This is a genomic window from Streptomyces fodineus (assembly GCF_001735805.1).
In the GTDB taxonomy this organism is placed as follows: domain Bacteria; phylum Actinomycetota; class Actinomycetes; order Streptomycetales; family Streptomycetaceae; genus Streptomyces; species Streptomyces fodineus.
Map to the genome: position 1 here is coordinate 3,165,159 of NZ_CP017248.1, position 17,249 is coordinate 3,182,407.

Annotated in this window: 15 protein-coding genes and 2 pseudogenes; 5 read left to right on the plus strand and 12 right to left on the minus strand. The window is 70.1% G+C overall.

Annotated elements, in window-relative coordinates; genetic code table 11:
* Nucleotides 1-73: 73 nt before the first annotated feature.
* Both gabT and BFF78_RS48220 read left to right on the plus strand, forming a co-directional pair.
* Nucleotides 74-1,408, plus strand: a complete 1,335-nt coding sequence (gabT, locus tag BFF78_RS12725; protein ID WP_069778437.1) for a 4-aminobutyrate--2-oxoglutarate transaminase — start codon at nt 74-76, stop codon at nt 1,406-1,408.
* A 668-nt stretch (nt 1,409-2,076) separates the two neighbouring features.
* Nucleotides 2,077-2,325 (plus strand): annotated as a pseudogene (locus BFF78_RS48220) (phosphatase PAP2 family protein); the annotation flags it as partial.
* A gap of 73 nt (nt 2,326-2,398) precedes the next feature.
* On the opposite strand, the gene BFF78_RS12735 reads toward BFF78_RS48220, so the two are convergent.
* The 9 genes from BFF78_RS12735 to BFF78_RS12775 form a co-directional block, all read right to left on the minus strand.
* Complete coding sequence (locus tag BFF78_RS12735) at nt 2,399-4,231, minus strand: chitinase (RefSeq protein ID WP_069778439.1); 1,833 nt, start codon at nt 4,229-4,231, stop codon at nt 2,399-2,401.
* An 84-nt stretch (nt 4,232-4,315) separates the two neighbouring features.
* Nucleotides 4,316-4,768: a hypothetical protein gene (locus BFF78_RS12740; protein WP_069778440.1), complete on the minus strand. Its 453-nt coding sequence runs from the start codon at nt 4,766-4,768 to the stop codon at nt 4,316-4,318.
* Nucleotides 4,769-4,895: 127 nt separating this feature from the next.
* Nucleotides 4,896-5,204: a hypothetical protein gene (locus tag BFF78_RS12745; protein WP_069778441.1), complete on the minus strand. Its 309-nt coding sequence runs from the start codon at nt 5,202-5,204 to the stop codon at nt 4,896-4,898.
* A 139-nt stretch (nt 5,205-5,343) separates the two neighbouring features.
* A complete protein-coding gene (locus tag BFF78_RS12750; protein ID WP_069778442.1) occupies nt 5,344-6,774 on the minus strand; it encodes an NAD(P)/FAD-dependent oxidoreductase in 1,431 nt (476 codons plus the stop codon).
* A 37-nt stretch (nt 6,775-6,811) separates the two neighbouring features.
* Nucleotides 6,812-7,612 (minus strand): ABC transporter permease, encoded by an 801-nt coding sequence (locus tag BFF78_RS12755; RefSeq protein ID WP_069778443.1) that lies wholly within the window; start codon nt 7,610-7,612, stop codon nt 6,812-6,814.
* Nucleotides 7,613-8,542: an ABC transporter permease gene (locus BFF78_RS12760; protein WP_069778444.1), complete on the minus strand. Its 930-nt coding sequence runs from the start codon at nt 8,540-8,542 to the stop codon at nt 7,613-7,615.
* Complete coding sequence (locus BFF78_RS12765) at nt 8,542-9,699, minus strand: ABC transporter ATP-binding protein (protein WP_069778445.1); 1,158 nt, start codon at nt 9,697-9,699, stop codon at nt 8,542-8,544. The genes BFF78_RS12760 and BFF78_RS12765 overlap by 1 nt, the downstream gene beginning before the upstream one ends.
* Nucleotides 9,696-10,943 (minus strand): ABC transporter substrate-binding protein, encoded by a 1,248-nt coding sequence (locus BFF78_RS12770; RefSeq protein WP_069778446.1) that lies wholly within the window; start codon nt 10,941-10,943, stop codon nt 9,696-9,698. Before BFF78_RS12770 ends, BFF78_RS12765 begins: the two co-directional genes overlap by 4 nt.
* A gap of 104 nt (nt 10,944-11,047) precedes the next feature.
* A complete protein-coding gene (locus tag BFF78_RS12775; protein ID WP_069778447.1) occupies nt 11,048-12,583 on the minus strand; it encodes a gamma-aminobutyraldehyde dehydrogenase in 1,536 nt (511 codons plus the stop codon).
* A gap of 208 nt (nt 12,584-12,791) precedes the next feature.
* Between BFF78_RS12775 and BFF78_RS12780 the strand changes: the two genes are divergently transcribed.
* Nucleotides 12,792-13,349, plus strand: coding sequence for an NADAR family protein (locus tag BFF78_RS12780; RefSeq protein WP_069778448.1), 558 nt, complete (start codon nt 12,792-12,794; stop codon nt 13,347-13,349).
* Nucleotides 13,350-13,398: 49 nt separating this feature from the next.
* On the opposite strand, the gene BFF78_RS12785 is transcribed toward BFF78_RS12780, so the two are convergent.
* Complete coding sequence (locus tag BFF78_RS12785; RefSeq protein ID WP_069778449.1) at nt 13,399-13,821, minus strand: DUF4190 domain-containing protein; 423 nt, start codon at nt 13,819-13,821, stop codon at nt 13,399-13,401.
* Nucleotides 13,822-13,927: 106 nt separating this feature from the next.
* Nucleotides 13,928-14,746 (minus strand): DUF4190 domain-containing protein, encoded by an 819-nt coding sequence (locus BFF78_RS43180; RefSeq protein ID WP_079161288.1) that lies wholly within the window; start codon nt 14,744-14,746, stop codon nt 13,928-13,930.
* 63 nt (nt 14,747-14,809) lie between these two features.
* On the opposite strand from BFF78_RS43180, the pseudogene BFF78_RS12795 reads away from it, so the two are divergent.
* A pseudogene (locus tag BFF78_RS12795) lies at nt 14,810-15,966 on the plus strand (adenosine deaminase); the annotation flags it as partial.
* 20 nt (nt 15,967-15,986) lie between these two features.
* A complete protein-coding gene (locus BFF78_RS12800) occupies nt 15,987-16,688 on the plus strand; it encodes a glycerophosphodiester phosphodiesterase (RefSeq protein ID WP_069783542.1) in 702 nt (233 codons plus the stop codon).
* 39 nt (nt 16,689-16,727) lie between these two features.
* Here BFF78_RS12800 and BFF78_RS12805 read toward each other — a convergent pair whose 3' ends face one another.
* On the minus strand, nt 16,728-17,228 hold the full coding sequence (locus BFF78_RS12805) for a hypothetical protein (protein ID WP_069778451.1): 501 nt from the start codon (nt 17,226-17,228) through the stop codon (nt 16,728-16,730).
* Between the last annotated feature and the right edge of the window lie 21 nt (nt 17,229-17,249).

The following is a 17,249-nucleotide window of genomic DNA, read 5'->3' on the forward strand; positions in this document are numbered from 1 at the left end:
CGAAAACATACCGCCCGGCAATGTCCGGGACGCACGGTCAGACCGCCGGTACGCAAGATCATCAGGAGCCCCCATGACCGCACTTCCGCAGGAGCGCCGCGTCGTCACCGCCATCCCCGGCCCGAAGTCGCAGGAGCTGCAGGCCCGCCGTACCGCCGCGGTCGCGCAGGGCGTGGGCTCCGTGCTGCCGGTCTTCACCGCGCGCGCGGGTGGCGGGATCATCGAGGACGTCGACGGCAACCGGCTCATCGACTTCGGGTCCGGTATCGCCGTGACCAGCGTCGGCGCCTCCGCCGAGGCCGTCGTACGGCGGGCGAGCGCCCAGCTCGCCGACTTCACCCACACCTGTTTCATGGTCACCCCGTACGAGGGGTACGTGGAGGTCGCGGAGGCTCTGGCCGAGCTGACGCCCGGTGACCACGCCAAGAAGTCCGCGCTGTTCAACTCCGGCGCCGAGGCCGTCGAGAACGCCGTCAAGATCGCTCGTGCGTACACCAAGCGGCAGGCCGTCGTGGTGTTCGACCACGGGTACCACGGGCGGACCAACCTGACGATGGCGCTCACCGCCAAGAACATGCCGTACAAGCACGGGTTCGGCCCGTTCGCGCCCGAGGTGTACCGGGTGCCGGTGGCGTACGGCTACCGCTGGCCGACCGGGGCCGAGAACGCCGGTCCCGAGGCCGCCAAGCAGGCCATCGACCAGATGTCCAAGCAGGTCGGCGCGGACAACATCGCCGCGATCATCATCGAGCCGGTCCTCGGCGAGGGCGGCTTCATCGAGCCGGCCAAGGGCTTCCTGCCGGAGATCGTGAAGTTCGCCAACGACAACGGCATCGTCTTCGTCGCCGACGAGATCCAGAGCGGCTTCTGCCGGACCGGGCAGTGGTTCGCCTGCGAGGACGAGGGGATCGTCCCGGATCTCATCACCACCGCCAAGGGCATCGCCGGCGGGCTTCCGCTCGCCGCCGTCACCGGGCGCGCCGAGATCATGGACGCCGCGCACGCCGGTGGGCTGGGCGGTACCTACGGCGGTAACCCGGTCGCGTGCGCCGGTGCGCTCGGTGCCATCGAGACCATGAAGGAGCTGGACCTCAACGGCAAGGCCAAGCGCATCGAGGAGATCATGAAGGGTCGCCTCACCGCCATGGCCGAGAAGTTCGACATCATCGGTGACGTGCGTGGGCGCGGCGCGATGATCGCCATCGAGCTGGTCAAGGACCGCGCCACCAAGGAGCCGAACCCCGAGGCCACCGCCGCGCTCGCCAAGGCCTGCCACGCCGAGGGCCTGCTGGTCCTGACCTGTGGCACCTACGGCAACGTGCTGCGCTTCCTGCCCCCGCTGGTGATCGGCGAGGACCTGCTGAGCGAGGGCCTCGACATCATCGAGCAGGCCTTCGCGCGCGTCTGAGCAGCGGGTCCGCACCCGGAGACGGGCGCCTGCGGCAGGCGGTGTGAAGAAGGTGTGCGAGGTGGATGGCGGGACGCCGTTCCGTCTGCCCAAGCGCCCCGGCCTGCCGTAGGTTCTACCCAGATGAGAGATACACCCCGCCCACAGGGGACTGTGGGCGATTTCAGGCCGAGGCCTCCCCAGCTTCGACCTGGTCGTGCCCTCGCGCACACAACCGGCGCCTGACGGCTCCGGGATCTCCTCACCGATCGGACGGTCGCCGCCCCAAACCCCCCGGGGCGCGCGACGTTCCGATCCGGACGGCCGCCCCCGAACTCCCCCCCCTTGTTCCGGGGCGGCCGACCTCCTTCTGCGCGCACGCGAAGAAACCTGCGAAGCTGGGCGCCGTGTCGACCGTAGTCCGCCGTGCCCCGCTCCTCGGCATCCCCGCCGTCCTCTTCGCCCTGATCACCTGGCAGGTCGTCGCCCACGGCCCGCTGCTGCGCCTGGACGCCCGCCTCAGCCGGGCCCTCGTCCATGTGGACCGCGTCTCCGCGGTCCTGTCCGACTTCGGCAACCCCCAGGTCGCCGTGCCGGTGCTCGCCGCGACCGTGGTCTACGTCCTGTGGCGGGGGCGGGCGACCCGCAGCGGCCGGTGGTGGCTGCCGCCCGCCGCCGCGGCCGTCCTGATGGTGCTGGTCCCGGTGATCGTCGTACCCCTCAAGGACTGGACCGCACGGCCGGGGACCCCCGTGGTGCCCCCGGCCGTCGGCTATTTCCCCTCCGGGCACACGGCCACGGCGGCCGTCGCCTACGGCTCGGCGACCCTGCTCCTGCTCCCCTGGCTGCGCTCCACGGCCGCCCGGCGGTGCCTGGTCGCCGGGTGCGCGGCCCTGGTGCTCGGGGTGTCGTACGGCCTGGTCCGGCACGGCTGGCACTGGCCGCTGGACGTGGTGGCCAGCTGGTGCCTGAGCACCGTGCTGCTGACCACCCTGTCCCTCGTGAGCGGGCTCAGCCGAAGTACGCGTCGAAGGTCTTCTGGAACTCCCAGTTCGCGTAGCGGTCCCAGTTCACGGACCACGTCATCAGACCGCGCAGCGCCGGCCAGGTCCCGTGGGTCGCGTACGAGCCGCAGTTCGTCCTCCTCGTCAGGCAGCCCAGGGTCTTCGTGACCTCGGACGGCGGTACGTAGCCGTTGCCCGCCTCGGTCGAGGCCGGCATGCCGATCGCGACCTGGTCGGGGCGCAGGGGCGGGAAGACCTTGTCCGGGTCGCCCGCCACCGGGAAGCCGGTGAGCAGCATGTCGGTCATGGCGATGTGGAAGTCGGCGCCGCCCATGGAGTGGTACTGGTTGTCCAGGCCCATGATCGGCCCGGAGTTGTAGTCCTGGACGTGCAGGAGCGTGAGGTCGTCGCGCAGGGCGTGGATGACCGGGAGGTAGGCCCCGCAGCGCGGGTCCTGGCCGCCCCACTTGCCGGTGCCGTAGTACCGGTAGCCGTTCTGCACGAAGAACGTCTCGGGCGCCATGGTCAGTACGAACCCGGAGCCGTACTTGGCCTTCAAGGTCTTCAGCGCCGAGATCAGGTTCACGATCACCGGTGTGGTGGGGTTCTCGAAGTCGGTGTCGCTCGTGTCCAGGGACAGCGAGTGGCCCTCGAAGTCGATGTCCAGGCCGTCGAGGCCGTAGGTGTCGATGATGTCCGCCACGGAGGAGACGAAGGTGTCGCGGGCGGCGGCGGTGGTCAGCTGGACCTGGCCGTTCTGGCCGCCGATGGAGATCAGCACCTTCTTGCCGGCCGCCTGCTTGGCCTTGATCGCGGCCTTGAAGTCGGCGTCGCTCTCCACGTTCGGGCACTCGGTGACCGGGCAGCGGTTGAAGCGGATGTCCCCGGAGGTGGGCGAGGTGGGCTCGCCGAAGGCGAGGTCGATGACGTCCCAGCTGCCGGGTACGTCGGCGAGGCGGGTGTAGCCGGATCCGTTGGCGAAGCTCGCGTGCAGATAGCCGACGAGGGCGTGGGCGGGCAGGCCGGCGGAACCGCCGCCGGTACCCGCGCCGGTCGTCGCCGTCACGACCGCGGACTTCGCGGACTCCCCGGCGTCGTTGCTCGCGGTGACCTGGAAGCCGTACGCCGTCGAGGCGGACAGCCCGGTGACGGTGGCCGAAGCGCCGTTCACGATCTGGGACTTCACTCCGTCACGGTAGACGGCGTAACTCGTGGCGCCGGTCACCGCCGTCCAGGACAGGGCCACGGAGGACGAGGTGACCGCGGTGGCCCTCAGGCCGGCGGGCGCGGCGGGCGGCTGTCCGGTGCCGGTCCCGCTGCCGCCCGGGCCGACCAGGGAGACGTCGTCGGCGTAGTACGCGCCGGTGCCGTACCAGCCGTGCGTGTAGAGGGTCACCTTCGTGGTGGCCGCGCCGGTGGTGAAGGTGGTGGTGAGCTTCTGCCAGTCGGGGGCGGACTGGGTCCAGGTGGAGACGTCGGTGGTGCCGGTGCCGTTCGCGCCGAGGTAGACGTACGAGCCGCGGACGTATCCGGACAGTGTGTACTGCGAGCCGGGCTGGACGGTCACCGTCTGGGTGCACTGCGCGTCGTCGCTGCCCGCCGGGGTCGCCTGCAGCGCGGAACCACCGCTGTGCACGGGTGAGTTGACCGTCGTACCGGCCGTGCAGGTCCAGCCGTCGAGGCCGGACTCGAACCCGCCGTTCTTCGCGATGTCCGCGTCGGCCGCCCGGGCGGCCGACGAGAGCGCGGTGATGCCGGGCACCGCCAGCAGTGCGGCGGTGAGCAGGGCGAGGACGGATCTGGGACGACGTGCGCGCGGGGCGCGTGGGGCGCGGTCCACAAGGGCCTCCGGTGTAGGGGGAGTTGGAGGGTGGAGCGCACTCAACTTGGTCCAGACCAATCCTGTTGTCAAGGTGTTCCGGCGCTAACCGTCCCCACCCCTGGCCAGCCGCGCCGCCGCCTCGTGCATCGCCAGCTCCAGCAGCGCGGGGTCGGTCAGCGTGCCCGAGCCGTCCGGCGGCACCAGCCAGCGCACCCTCTGCGTCGCCCGGCCCGGATGCGGTACGACGATCCAGGTGCCGGGCCCGGCGGTACGGATGCCGGTGCCGACCCAGCGGGCCGCGGTGCCCGGCGGCACGAAGAACCCGACCCGGCTGTCGCCGAGGTCGGCGAGTACCGGGCCGGGCTGGTCGAGCACCCGGGTGAGGACGTCCAGGGTCGGGCAGCCGAGCCCGCCCGGCAGGATCAGTACGTCCCAGGCCCGGCCGGCGGGCAGCAGCGCGACCCCGAGCGGGTTGCGCTCCCATTCCCAGCGGCAGGCTTCGGGGTCCGGTGCGACGGATGCCAGCCACTCGACGGCCGTCTTCGCCCCAGTCATGAGAAGGCCTCCCTCTTCACTCGCCCGACCGTGCGCACGGTCGCGTCGGGAGGAGAGAGGGAGGCCTTACGGGGGCATTACGCGAGTTCCGACCCCTCTTTCAAGTGAGCTGGGTCACATGCTGCCGCTACAGAACCACCTTGCAGGAGATGACGCCGTCGTGCAGGCGGCATCCGGACGTACCGCTGCTGCCCTTCGGATCGTCCTTGTGGTGGTGGCCACAGTGATCGTGATCATGATGGTGCTGGTGCCCGTAGTAGTCGCCGTGGGCGACCGCCATGATCACCTCGGACGTCTGGTGCATCGGCGCCGCCGAGGCGGCCACGGCCGGCAGCATGACGCCTCCGACGACGACGGCGGCGGAGACCACCGCCGACGCCAGGCCGAGGCAGCGCTCGGCACGGGACTCGTCGCGGTTGCGGGTGATACGGGTCATGATCTTCTCCTGCTGGTCCGGTGGAGTGGAATCGGTGCCTCAGGTGAGGTCCGTGCTTCCAGTACGCCGGATTACGGCCGCAGGGTCATGCTCCGGGATCCCGTGGCTTGACGGCGCCGTAAGGAGCAGGTAAAAGCACTCAGCTGTCGAAGCCCAGCCCCAGCCGGTCCATCGCCCGCAGCCACAGATTGCGCCGCCCTCCGCGCGCGTCCGCGCGGGCCAGGGACCACTTGGTGAGGGCGATCCCGGTCCAGGCGAACGGCTCGGGCGGGAACGGCAGCGGCTTCTTGCGGACCATCTCCAGCTCGGTCCGCTCGGTGCGCTCCCCCTCCAGCAGGTCGAGCATCACGTCCGCGCCGAAGCGGGACGCGCCCACGCCGAGGCCGGTGTAGCCCGCCGCGTACGCGACCCTCCCCTGGTGAGCGGTGCCGAAGAACGCCGAGAAGCGGGAGCAGGTGTCGATCGCGCCGCCCCAGGCGTGGGTGAAGCGGACGCCCTCCAGCTGCGGGAAGCAGGTGAAGAAGTGGCCCGCGAGCTTGGCGTACGTCTCCGGGCGGTCGTCGTACTCCGCCCGGACCCGGCCGCCGTAGTGGTGGATCGCGTCGTAGCCGCCCCACAGGATCCGGTTGTCGGCGGACAGCCGGAAGTAGTGGAACTGGTTGGCGGAGTCGCCGAGCCCCTGTCTGTTCTTCCAGCCGATCGACTCCAGCTGGTCGGCGGAGAGCGGCTCGGTCATCAGGGCGTAGTCGTAGACCGGGACGGTGTAGGAGCGCACGCGGCGCAGCAGGCTCGGGAAGATGTTCGTGGCGAGCGCGACCCTGCGGGCGCGGACCGCGCCGTACGGCGTGCGTACGGTCATCCCGGCGCCGTACTGCTTCAGACTCAGCGCGGGCGTGTGCTCGTACACGCGCACCCCGAGCTTCAGACACGCCTTCTTCAGACCCCAGGCCAGCTTGGCGGGGTGCAGCATGGCCACGCCCCGGCGGTCCCACAGGCCCGCCTCGAAGGTGGGGGACTTCACCTGCTCGCGCACCGCGTCCGCATCCAGGAACTCGATGCCGTCCGCGAGCCCCTTATCCGCCAGCTGCCGGTGCCAGTCGCGCAGTTCCCAGGCCTGGTAGGTCTCGGTGGCGACGTCGATCTCGCCGGTGCGCTCGAACTCGCAGTCGATGCCGTGCCGGGCGACGGCGGCCTCGATCTCGTCGAGATTGCGCCGGCCCAGCTCCTCCAGCTTGTCGATCTCGTCGGGCCAGCGGGCCAGGCCGTTGGGCAGGCCGTGGGTGAGGGAGGCGGCGCAGAAGCCGCCGTTGCGGCCGGAGGCGGCCCAGCCCACCTCGCGGCCTTCCAGCAGCACCACATCGCACTGCGGGTCGCGCTCCTTGGCGTTCAGCGCGGTCCACAGCCCGCTGTAGCCACCGCCGACGACCAGCAGGTCGCAGGTACGGGTGCCGGTGAGGGCGGGCTCGGCCTGCGGCTTGCCGGGGTCTTCCAGCCAGTACGGGACCGGCCGGGCTTCGGAGAGAGAGGCGATCCAGTTGTCTTTGCCACGACTCATGGCGCTTGGGGCCATGATTTCAACTCCCTACAAAGGACGTTCCTGAAAAGGCCTACGCCTTTTGCTTGCTACGGCGGTTGGTGATGAGCATCGAGGACAGCACGAACAGGACGGCGACGAGGAACATGGCCGTACCGATCACATTGATCTGCACGGGTGTGCCGCGCTGCGCCGAGCCCCACACGAACATCGGGAAGGTGACGGTCGAGCCGGCGTTGAAGTTCGTGATGATGAAGTCGTCGAAGGAGAGCGCGAACGACAGCAGCGCGCCCGCGGCGATGCCCGGTGCCGCGATGGGCAGCGTGACCCGCAGGAAGGTCTGCACGGGCCCGGCGTACAGGTCCCGGGCGGCCTCCTCCAGGCGCGGGTCCATCGACATCACACGCGCCTTGACCGCGGTGACGACGAAGCTGAGGCAGAACATGATGTGCGCGATGAGGATGGTGTAGAAGCCCAGCTGGGCGCCCATGTTGAGGAACAGGGTGAGCAGCGAGGCGGCCATGACGACCTCGGGCATCGCCATCGGCAGGAAGATCAGCGAGTTGACGGCGCCGCGGGCGCGGAAGCGGTAGCGGACCAGCGCGAAGGCGATCATCGTGCCGAGGAGGGTGGCGCCGACCGTCGCCCAGACGGCGATCTGGAGGCTGATGGACAGCGAGCCGCACATGTCGGCGACGCCGCACGGCTGCTTCCAGGCGTCCAGGGAGAACTGCTGCCACTCGTAGTTGAAGCGTCCCTTCGGCTTGTTGAAGGAGAACACCGTCACGATGACGTTGGGCAGCAGCAGATACGCGAGTGTCAGGATTCCCGCGATGACGACGAGATGGCGCTTGAGCCAGTTGACGAAGGGCATTTAGACCAGATCCTCCGTCCCGGACCGGCGGATGTAGACCGTGACCATGGCCAGGATGGCGGCCATGAGGATGAAGGACAGGGCCGCGGCCGTCGGGTAGTCCAGGATCCGCAGGAACTGCGTCTGGATCACGTTGCCGATCATGCGGGTGTCGGTGGAGCCGAGCAGCTCGGAGTTGACGTAGTCGCCGGCCGCCGGGATGAAGGTCAGCAGCGTGCCGGAGACCACGCCCGGCATCGACAGCGGGAAGGTGACCTTGCGGAAGGTGGTCCAGGGCTTGGCGTACAGGTCGCCGGCCGCCTCGTGCAGCCGTCCGTCGATCCGCTCCAGCGAGGTGTACAGCGGCAGGATCATGAACGGCAGGAAGTTGTACGTCAGCCCGCACACCACCGCGAGCGGCGTGGCGAGGACGCGGTCGCCGGCCGTCCAGCCGAGCCAGTTGGTGAGGTCCAGGATGTGCAGCGAGTTCAGGGCGTGCACGACCGGGCCGTTGTCGGCGAGGATCGTCTTCCAGGCCAGGGTGCGGATCAGGAAGCTGGTGAAGAACGGCGCGATCACCAGGATCATGATCAGGTTCCGCCAGCGGCCCGCGCGGAAGGCGATCAGGTAGGCCAGCGGGTAGCCGAGCAGCAGGCACAGGAACGTCGCGCCGGCCGCGTAGAACACGGACCGCAGGAACTGCGGCCAGTACTCGGACAGGGCGTCCCAGTACGTGGCGAAGTGCCAGGTGACCTTGTAGCCCTCCTCCAGCGAGCCCTGCTGGACGGAGGTGGAGGCCTGGTAGATCATCGGCAGCGCGAAGAAGATGATCAGCCACAGGATGCCGGGCAGCAGCAGCCAGTACGGCGTGAACCGGCCGCGCTTGCGCGGGGGCCTGGGCTCCGGCTCGGCGGGGGCGAGGGGCGGTGGCGCCTCGGTGAGCGTCGACATCAGGCGGCCGCCTCTTCCTCGGTGCCCGCGTCGATGTCCTGGGCCGCGTCCAGGCCGAAGGTGTGCGCCGGGCTCCAGTGCAGCACCACGTCGGCGCCGGGCACGAGCCGGCCGTCGCGCTCGACGTTCTGGACGTACACCGCGAGCTCGTCGCAGACCGGGCTGTCGATCACGTACTGGGTGGAGACACCGATGAAGCTCGCGTCGGCGATCTTGCCGGTGAGGCGGTTGCGGCCGTCCGGGATGTCCCCCGCGTCGTCGGCGTGGGTGAGGGAGATCTTCTCCGGGCGGATACCGACCAGCACCTTGCCGCCGGTGGTCGTCGGGGCGGAACATCGCGCCTCGGGCAGCACCAGCTTGCCGCCGGCCGCCTTGAGCACGATGTCGTCGCCGCTCTTGGAGTCGACCTCGGCCTCGATCAGGTTGGAGGTGCCGAGGAAGTTCGCGACGAACGTGGTGTTCGGGTTCTCGTACAGGTCGGCCGGCGAGCCGAGCTGCTCGACGCGGCCCGCGTTCATCACGGCAACCGTGTCGGCCATGGTCATGGCCTCCTCCTGGTCGTGCGTGACGTGCACGAAGGTGATGCCGACCTCGGTCTGGATGCGCTTGAGCTCCAGCTGCATCTGGCGGCGCAGCTTGAGGTCGAGGGCGCCGAGCGGCTCGTCGAGGAGGAGCACCTTGGGGTGGTTGATCAGCGCGCGGGCGACGGCGACTCGCTGCTGCTGGCCACCGGAGAGCTGGTGCGGCTTCTTGCGCGCCTGCTCGCCGAGCTGCACCAGCTCCAGCATGTCCTCGACCTGCTTCTTCACGCTCTTGATGCCGCGCCGGCGCAGACCGAAGGCGACGTTCTCGAAGATGTCGAGGTGCGGGAAGAGGGCGTAGGACTGGAAGACCGTGTTCACGGGGCGCTTGTACGGCGGCAGGTGGGTGACGTCCTGGTCGCCGAGGTGCACGGTGCCGCTGCTCGGCTCCTCCAGGCCGGCGATCATGCGCAGGGTGGTGGTCTTGCCGCAGCCGGAGGCGCCGAGCAGGGCGAAGAAGGAACCCTGGGGCACGGTCAGGTCCAGCGGGTGTACGGCGGTGAAGGCGCCGTAGGTCTTGGAGATACCGGAGAGGCGGACGTCGCCGCTGTTGTCTGGTGTCGTCATCGTCGTCACGCCCCTGTGAGCTTCGAGAACTTCTGCTGGTAGGCCGTCTCTTCCTTCTGCGTCAGCGCGCGGAAGGCATGGGACTTCGCCTGCATGGTCTTGTCGGGAATGATCAACGGGTTGCTCGCCGCCGATTTGTCGATCTTCGCAAGGTAGGGCTTCACTCCCGCGACGGGACTCACGTAGTTGATGTACGCGGCGAGCTCGGCGGCCGGCTCGGGCTCGTAGTAGTAGTCGATGAGCCGCTCGGCGTTCGTCTTGTGGCGCGCCTTGTTGGGGATCAGCATGTTGTCGGTCGAGGTCATGTAGCCGTTGTCGGGGATGACATAGCCGACGTCCGGGTTGTCCGACTGGAGCTGGACGATGTCGCCGCCCCACGCTATGCACGCGGCGAAGTCGCCCTTGGTGAGGTCCGAGGTGTAGTCGTTGCCGGTGAAGCGGCGGATCTGGCCCTTGTCGACGGCCTTCTGCAGGCGGGCGATCACCGCGTCGAAGTCGTCACCGGTGAACTTCGCCGGGTCCTTGCCCATGTCGAGCATGGTCATGCCGATGCTGTCGCGCATCTCGGTCAGGAAGCCGACGCGCCCCTTGAGCTTGGGGTTGTCGAGCAGGTCGGAGACCGACTTCACCTCGATGCCGTCGAGCGCCTTCTTGTTGTAGGCGATGACGGTCGAGATGCCCTGCCAGGGGTACGAGTAGGCGCGGCCCGGGTCCCAGTCGGGGTCGCGGAACTGGTCCGACAGGTTGGCGAAGGCGTGCGGCAGGTTGGACGCGTCCAGTTTCTGGACGTACCCCAGCCGGATCATGCGCGCGGCCAGCCAGTCGGTGAGCACGATGAGGTCACGGCCGGTGTCCTGGCCGGCGGCGAGCTGCGGCTGGATCTTGCCGAAGAACTCGTCGTTGTCGTTGATGTCCTCGGTGTACTTGACCTGGATACCGCTCCGCCTGGCGAACGCGTCGAGCGTGGGATGACGCTTGCCCTTGTCGTCCACGTCGATGTACTCGGGCCAGTTGGAGAAGTTGACGACCTTCTCCTGGGCCGAGTGGTCGTCGGCGGACACACCGCCCTGCGTCTTGTTCGCCGCGGGAATCCCGCAGGCGCTCAGCGCCCCGAGTCCGCCGACCGCCAGCGCGCCGCCCGCGGAGGCGCGCAGCAGCGACCGACGGGTCATCGCGGCCCGGCCGTTACGGAGGCTTCGCCGTACGGCGGCGGCTTCGACCGGTGTCAGGCGGTCGGGCTCGTACTGCTCCATGCGCGTGGTGCCCTTTCGGAGGGAGGGTCGGCCTGGTCGGGGCCTGATCGTCAACCCGGCAGCAGCCGTCTGTGCGTGGTGTCCGGCGTCGCCGGACGACGGTGCTACCGGTCCCCGAAGATCGTGCGGTGCCAGTCCTTGCGGGCGACCGCCGTATTGTCGAACATTACGTGCTTGACCTGCGTGTACTCCTCGAAGGAGTACGTCGACATGTCCTTGCCGAAACCGGATGCCTTGTAGCCGCCGTGCGGCATCTCGCTGATGATCGGGATGTGGTCGTTGATCCACACGCAGCCCGCCTTGATCTCGCGGGTGGCGCGGCCCGCCCGGTACACGTTCGTGCTCCATGCAGAGGCGGCGAGGCCGTACGGGGTGTCGTTGGCCAGGCGGATGCCCTCATCATCACCGTCGAACGGCAGTACGACCAGTACCGGGCCGAAGATCTCGGACTGGACGATTTCGCTGTCCTGGGCCGCGCCGGCGATCAGGGTAGGCCGGTAGTAGGCGCCCCGCTCCAGCTCGCCCTTCGGCGCCTCGCCGCCGGTCACCACGCGCGCGTAGGCACGCGCACGGTCCACGAAGCCGGCGACGCGGTCGCGCTGGACGTGCGAGATGAGCGGGCCGAGATCGGTGCCGGGGGCGAAGGGATCGCCCAGCCGGACGGTCTCCATCAGCGCGGCGGTCCGCTCCACGAAGGCGTCGTACAGGGGTCGCTGCACGTACGCGCGCGTGGCGGCCGTGCAGTCCTGGCCGGTGTTGATGAGCGCGCCGGCGACGGCCCCGTGGACGGCGGCCTCCAGATCGGCGTCGTCGAAGACGACGAAGGGCGCCTTGCCGCCGAGCTCCAGATGCAGCCGCTTGACCGTGGCGGTGGCGACCTCGGCGACGCGCTTGCCGACGGCAGTGGACCCGGTGAAGGAGGTCATGGCGACATCCGGGTGGCCGACGAGGTGCTCCCCCGCCTCCTTCCCGGTCCCGGTGACGATGTTGATCACACCGTCGGGGAGGCCGGCGTCCGTGGCGGCCTGGGCGAAGAGCAGCGAGGTGAGCGGGGTCAGCTCGGCGGGCTTCAGCACGATGGTGTTGCCGGCGGCGATCGCCGGGAGGATCTTCCAGGCTGCCATCTGGAGGGGGTAGTTCCAAGGCGCGATGGACCCGACGACACCGATCGGCTCGCGGCGGATGTACGACGTGTGGTCGCCGGAGTACTCACCGGCGGACTGCCCCGCCAGGTGCCGGGCGGCGCCCGCGAAGAAGGCGGTGTTGTCGATGGTCCCCGGTACGTCGAACTCGCGGGTCAGCTTCAGCGGCTTGCCGCACTGCAGGGACTCGGCGCGCGCGAAGTCCTCGGCACGGTCGGCGAGTACGGCGGCGAACCGGTGCAGGGCGTCGGAGCGCTCGCCCGGGGTGGCCGAGGTCCAGCCCGGGAAGGCCTCGCGCGCGGCGGCGACGGCCGCGTCGACGTCGGCGGCGCCGGCCAGCTCGTAGGTGTACACCTCCGCGCCGGTGGCGGGGTCGACCACGGCGTGGGCATGGCCCGAGGTGCCCTTGGTCAGCCGGCCGGCGATGAACTGCGCCCCGTCGGCGAATCGCTCCTCGGCGGGGAATCGTTCCGGGGTGGCGGTGCCCGGGTTGTGCATGTCGCTCTCCTCCGCCGTTCGCCCCGTCCCGGGGGTGGGTGGCGTAGCTCCAGCTCGATTTGAGTGCCGATCCTGACAGAGCAATAGGACTCCAACAAGTGATTCCGTTGTTGCCTTTTGGTTACGCGACGGAATCTGTCGACCAGGTGTCGAGTCGGGGCAGAAAAGGGCGGACGGATTGTCAGTGGTGCGTGCCAGACTCGCGTGCATGGGGAAGATCGACGGGGTGGATGCCCTGATCAGGGAAGTACGGGCAGGCAGCCGGATCAAGTACCTCCATTTCTGGGGGCACCGGCCGCGGCCGGACGGCAGCATCGGCGCGAGCTGTCTGAGCCAGTGGTGGCCGTCGCCGTTCGTGGTCGACGGGGTGGAATACGCGACGGCCGAGCACTGGATGATGGCCGGCAAGGCCCGGCTGTTCGGGGACGCGGAGGCGGAGCGGCGGGCACTGGCCGCGGAGCACCCCGCCGAGGCGAAGAAGGCGGGGCGGCTGGTCAAGGGCTTCGACGAGGCGATATGGGAGCGGGAGCGCTTCCGGATCGTGGTCGAGGGCAGCGTGCACAAGTTCGCATCGGACGACGGTCTGCGCGCGTTCCTGCTGGGCACGGGCGACCGGGTGCTGGTCGAGGCGAGTCCCGTGGACCGGGTGTGGGGCATCGGCCTGGCGGCGGATGACGAGGCGGCCTCGGATCCGCGGCGGTGGAAGGGGCCGAACCTGCTGGGCTTCGCGCTGATGGAGGCGCGGGAGCGGCTGTCCGGGGCTTGAGGGGGCCGGCCACGTGGCCGGCCCCCTCACCGGCCGGGTCGGTCCGTGCTCAGGCCGTGCCCATGATGCTCGCGAAGAGCAGCACACCCAGCAGCGGCAGGATCACGGTCGCCACGATGCCGCAGACGAGTCCGGCGGTCGCCGCTCCCCTGTTGGTGGCCTCGCCCCGGTTGGCCTTTCCTCGGCCGATGGCCCCGAAGATGATCCCGAGGATGCCCAGGATGACTCCGAAGAACCAGAGGAAGAAGGTGAGGCTGCAGACCACGCCGATGATGCCCAGCACCAGTCCCGTGGTGCCCATGCCGTTGCTCGGCTGCATCGGCATGCCATACCCGGGAGCCTGCCCGTAGCCCACCGGCGGCGCGGCCGGGTACGACGGACCCGCCTGCGGGTAGCCGTAGCCCTGACCCGGCTGCTGCGGGGGCTGGCTCGGCGGACCGAACCCACCGGGTGTGGGGTTGCCGTAGGACATGAAAGTGATCTCCCCTCCGTTGACAGTCAAGGCATCGTAAGCGCAGGACAGGCCGCGAAGGACAGGGTTTGGCCAGGCCGGACGGACGGCCGGAACCGCCCTGGTCTCAGCGACCGGCCGCGACGCTCACCGGCACACGGGGTGCGGAGCCGTAGGACGGGTCGGTCTTGGAGCTGTGATCGTGGATGGCGGCGTTGATGCCGATCGCGAGCAGGACGATCACGGCGATGCCGAGGACGATGCCGATGATCCCCATGACCAGACCGGCCTGGGCCTGACCGTGGTTGCTCGCCTCGCCGCGCTCGGCCCGTCGGCGGCCCTTGACGCCGAAGACCACCGCGAGGATGCCCAGCACCAGGGAGACCACGCCGTACAGGCAGAACAGACAGATCGACAGGATGCCGAGCACCAGCGCCGCGATGCCCATGCCGTTCTGCGGGGCCATCGGCATACCGGGCCAGCCGTAGCCCGCGGGGTAGCCGTAGCCGCCGGCCGGGGGCGCGGCGGCCATGCCGGGGCCGGAGGGCGCGATCGGCGGGGGCGGCACCGGGCCGCCGTCGGCGGGGCCCGTGCCCGGCGCGCCGAAACCGGAGGCGGGCGGGGCGTAGGGGTTCACCGGAGGTGTGCTCACCGGGGGTGCGAAGGGGTTCGCCGCCGGGGGTGCGGCGTGTGCGGTCGGCGGGGCCCAGGACGGCGGCACGGGGTCGGCGGGGGCGACCGGGGAGGCGGGCAGCGAGGTCAGTGTCTGCTGGTAGTGGACGGAGTCGGCGCGCGGAGGGGAGTCCTGGTGAGACCCGGATATCGCGTCCTGGACCGCAGGCGCACCCTCTCCGGCCGCCTTGTCCAAGGACACCTGGGGTGAGGTCGGCCCCTCGCCGGCAGGCTGATGCTCCTGTGGCGTGGACTGCGGCGCCTCGTCGGACATGGTGGGACCCCTCTGCTGGACGTGCCGCCATGCTACGGGCAGGCCGGGACGGCATGAGCCGGGGCCTACGATGATCCCGCGCAACCGATCAGCCGATCACCGCGCCCGCACCACGGACCTGGTTCCGCGGGCGCCCGTCCCGGGAGGACCCCATGACCGACACCTCCGTACCCGCCGCCGGCACGGCCGACCGCGATCTGCGGACCTTCATCGCCGGACTGCCCAAGGCCGAACTGCACGTCCACCACGTCGGCTCCGCCTCCCCGCGCATCGTCTCCGAACTGGCCGCCCGCCACCCCGACTCCAAGGTCCCCACCGACCCCGAGGCCCTGGCCGACTTCTTCACCTTCACCGACTTCGCCCACTTCATCGACGTGTACCTGTCGGTCGTCGACCTGATCCGCACCCCGGAGGACGTCCGGCTGCTGACGTACGAGGTGGCCCGTGAGCTGGCCCGGCAGCAGGTGCGGTACGCCGAGCTGACCATCACCCCCTTCTCCTCCACCCGGCGCGGCATCGACGAGCTGGGCTTCATGGCCGCGATCGAGGACGCCCGCAAGGCGGCCGAGGCCGAGTTCGGGACCGTACTGCGCTGGTGCTTCGACATTCCGGGCGAGGCCGGGCTGGAATCCGCCGAGGAGACCGCGCGGCTCGCCACCGACGACCGGATCCGGCCGGAGGGCCTGGTGTCGTTCGGGCTCGGCGGACCCGAGATCGGTGTGCCCCGGCCGCAGTTCAAGCCGTACTTCGACCGGGCCATCGCCGCCGGACTGCACTCCGTCCCGCACGCCGGGGAGACGACCGGCCCGGAGACGGTGTGGGACGCGCTGACCGAGCTGCGCGCCGAGCGCATAGGGCACGGCACCAGCTCCGCGCAGGACCCCGGGCTGCTCGCCCACCTCGCCGAGCACCGCATCCCGCTGGAGGTCTGCCCGACCTCCAACATCGCCACCCGCGCGGTCCGCACCCTGGACGAGCACCCGATCAAGGAGTTCACCCGGGCCGGGGTCCTGGTCACGATCAACTCCGACGACCCGCCGATGTTCGGCACCGACCTGAACAACGAGTACGCGGTGGCCGCCCGGCTGCTCGACCTGGACGAGCGCGGCCTCGCCGACCTCGCCAAGAACGCGGTGACGGCCTCCTTCCTGGACGCCGCGGGCAAGGCCCGGATCGCCGCGGAGATCGACACGTACACCAGCGCCTGGCTCGCCTCCTGACGCCCTCCACAATGGGGGTCATGCAGACCGTCACGGCCGTGGCCCACCGCGGCGACCCCTACCGCTTCCGTGAGAACACCATCGACTCGCTGCGTTCCGCGCTCGACCGGGGCGCGGACGCCGTTGAGCTCGACGTACGGCTCACCCGCGACGGCGTCCCCGTGCTGCTGCACGACGACACGCTGCTGCGGCTGTGGGAACTCGACCGCCCGCTCGGCACCCTGTCCGCCGAGGAGGTGCGCGGGCTCACGGCGGGCGGTGTGCCGACGCTGGCGGAGGCGCTGGCCGCGACCGGCGGCAGCCGGGTGATGGTGGACCTGTGCGGGCGGGTCGACGGGCGGATGGTGGACCGGGTCATGGACGCGGTCCGGCAGAGCGGGGCCGACGAGCGGGTCTACTACTGCGCGGGCCCCGAGGCGATGCTCGCCGTCCGCGCCGCCGACCCGGCCGCCGAGATCGCCCTGACCTGGACGACCCTCGCCCCGCCCCGGCCCGCGCTGCTGGCGGCGATCCGCCCCCGCTGGCTCAACTACCGCTTCTCCCTGCTGAGCCGGGAGCTGGCGGCCCGTGTGCGCCGCGACGGCTACCTGCTGTCCGTCTGGACCCCGGACACCCGCCGCTCGATGAGCCGCCTGCTGGACCTGAGCGTCGACTCGATCACCACCAACCGCGTCGATGTCCTGCACGCCCTGCGCAACGGCGGCAGCCCCGGCCTTCGCTAGGAACCGGGGAGTTCCCTCAGGAGCGCGTGCTCACGGCCCTCAAGCGGCCGTGAGCGCCTCCAGCCGCTTGATCTTCTTGCGTACGACGTACAGCGGGACGACGCCGAAGACGCCGAAGGACATGTCGATCAGGCTCCACCAGAAGGGGATTCCCCGGATCGGGCCGCAGATCAGGGCGAGCGGGATGATGCCGGCGCAGGCGATCATCCCGAACTCGACGACCCAGATGTTGCGGACGGGGTCGCGGTAGGGCCCGTAGAAGGCGACGGCGATGACGAGGTGGGCGAAGGCCAGCCAGTCGGTGCCGTAGAGCAGGAACGGGTAGTCGGCGTCGGCGGTGTCGAGGCCGTCGCGGACCCGGGAGATCCAGGCCGCCAGCCCGGGCAGGTGGTCCGGCACGGACAGTGCCCGCAACGCGCTCTCGGTCCAGCGCAGTTCGTGCACCAGGGGGAAGGCGGTGGCCCCGCTGAGCACGAGGCACACGACGAAGAGGACCAACCAGACGCGAATGCCCTTCAGCAGGGCGGCTCTGTCGCTCATGGGAGGAGCGTACGCCCGCGT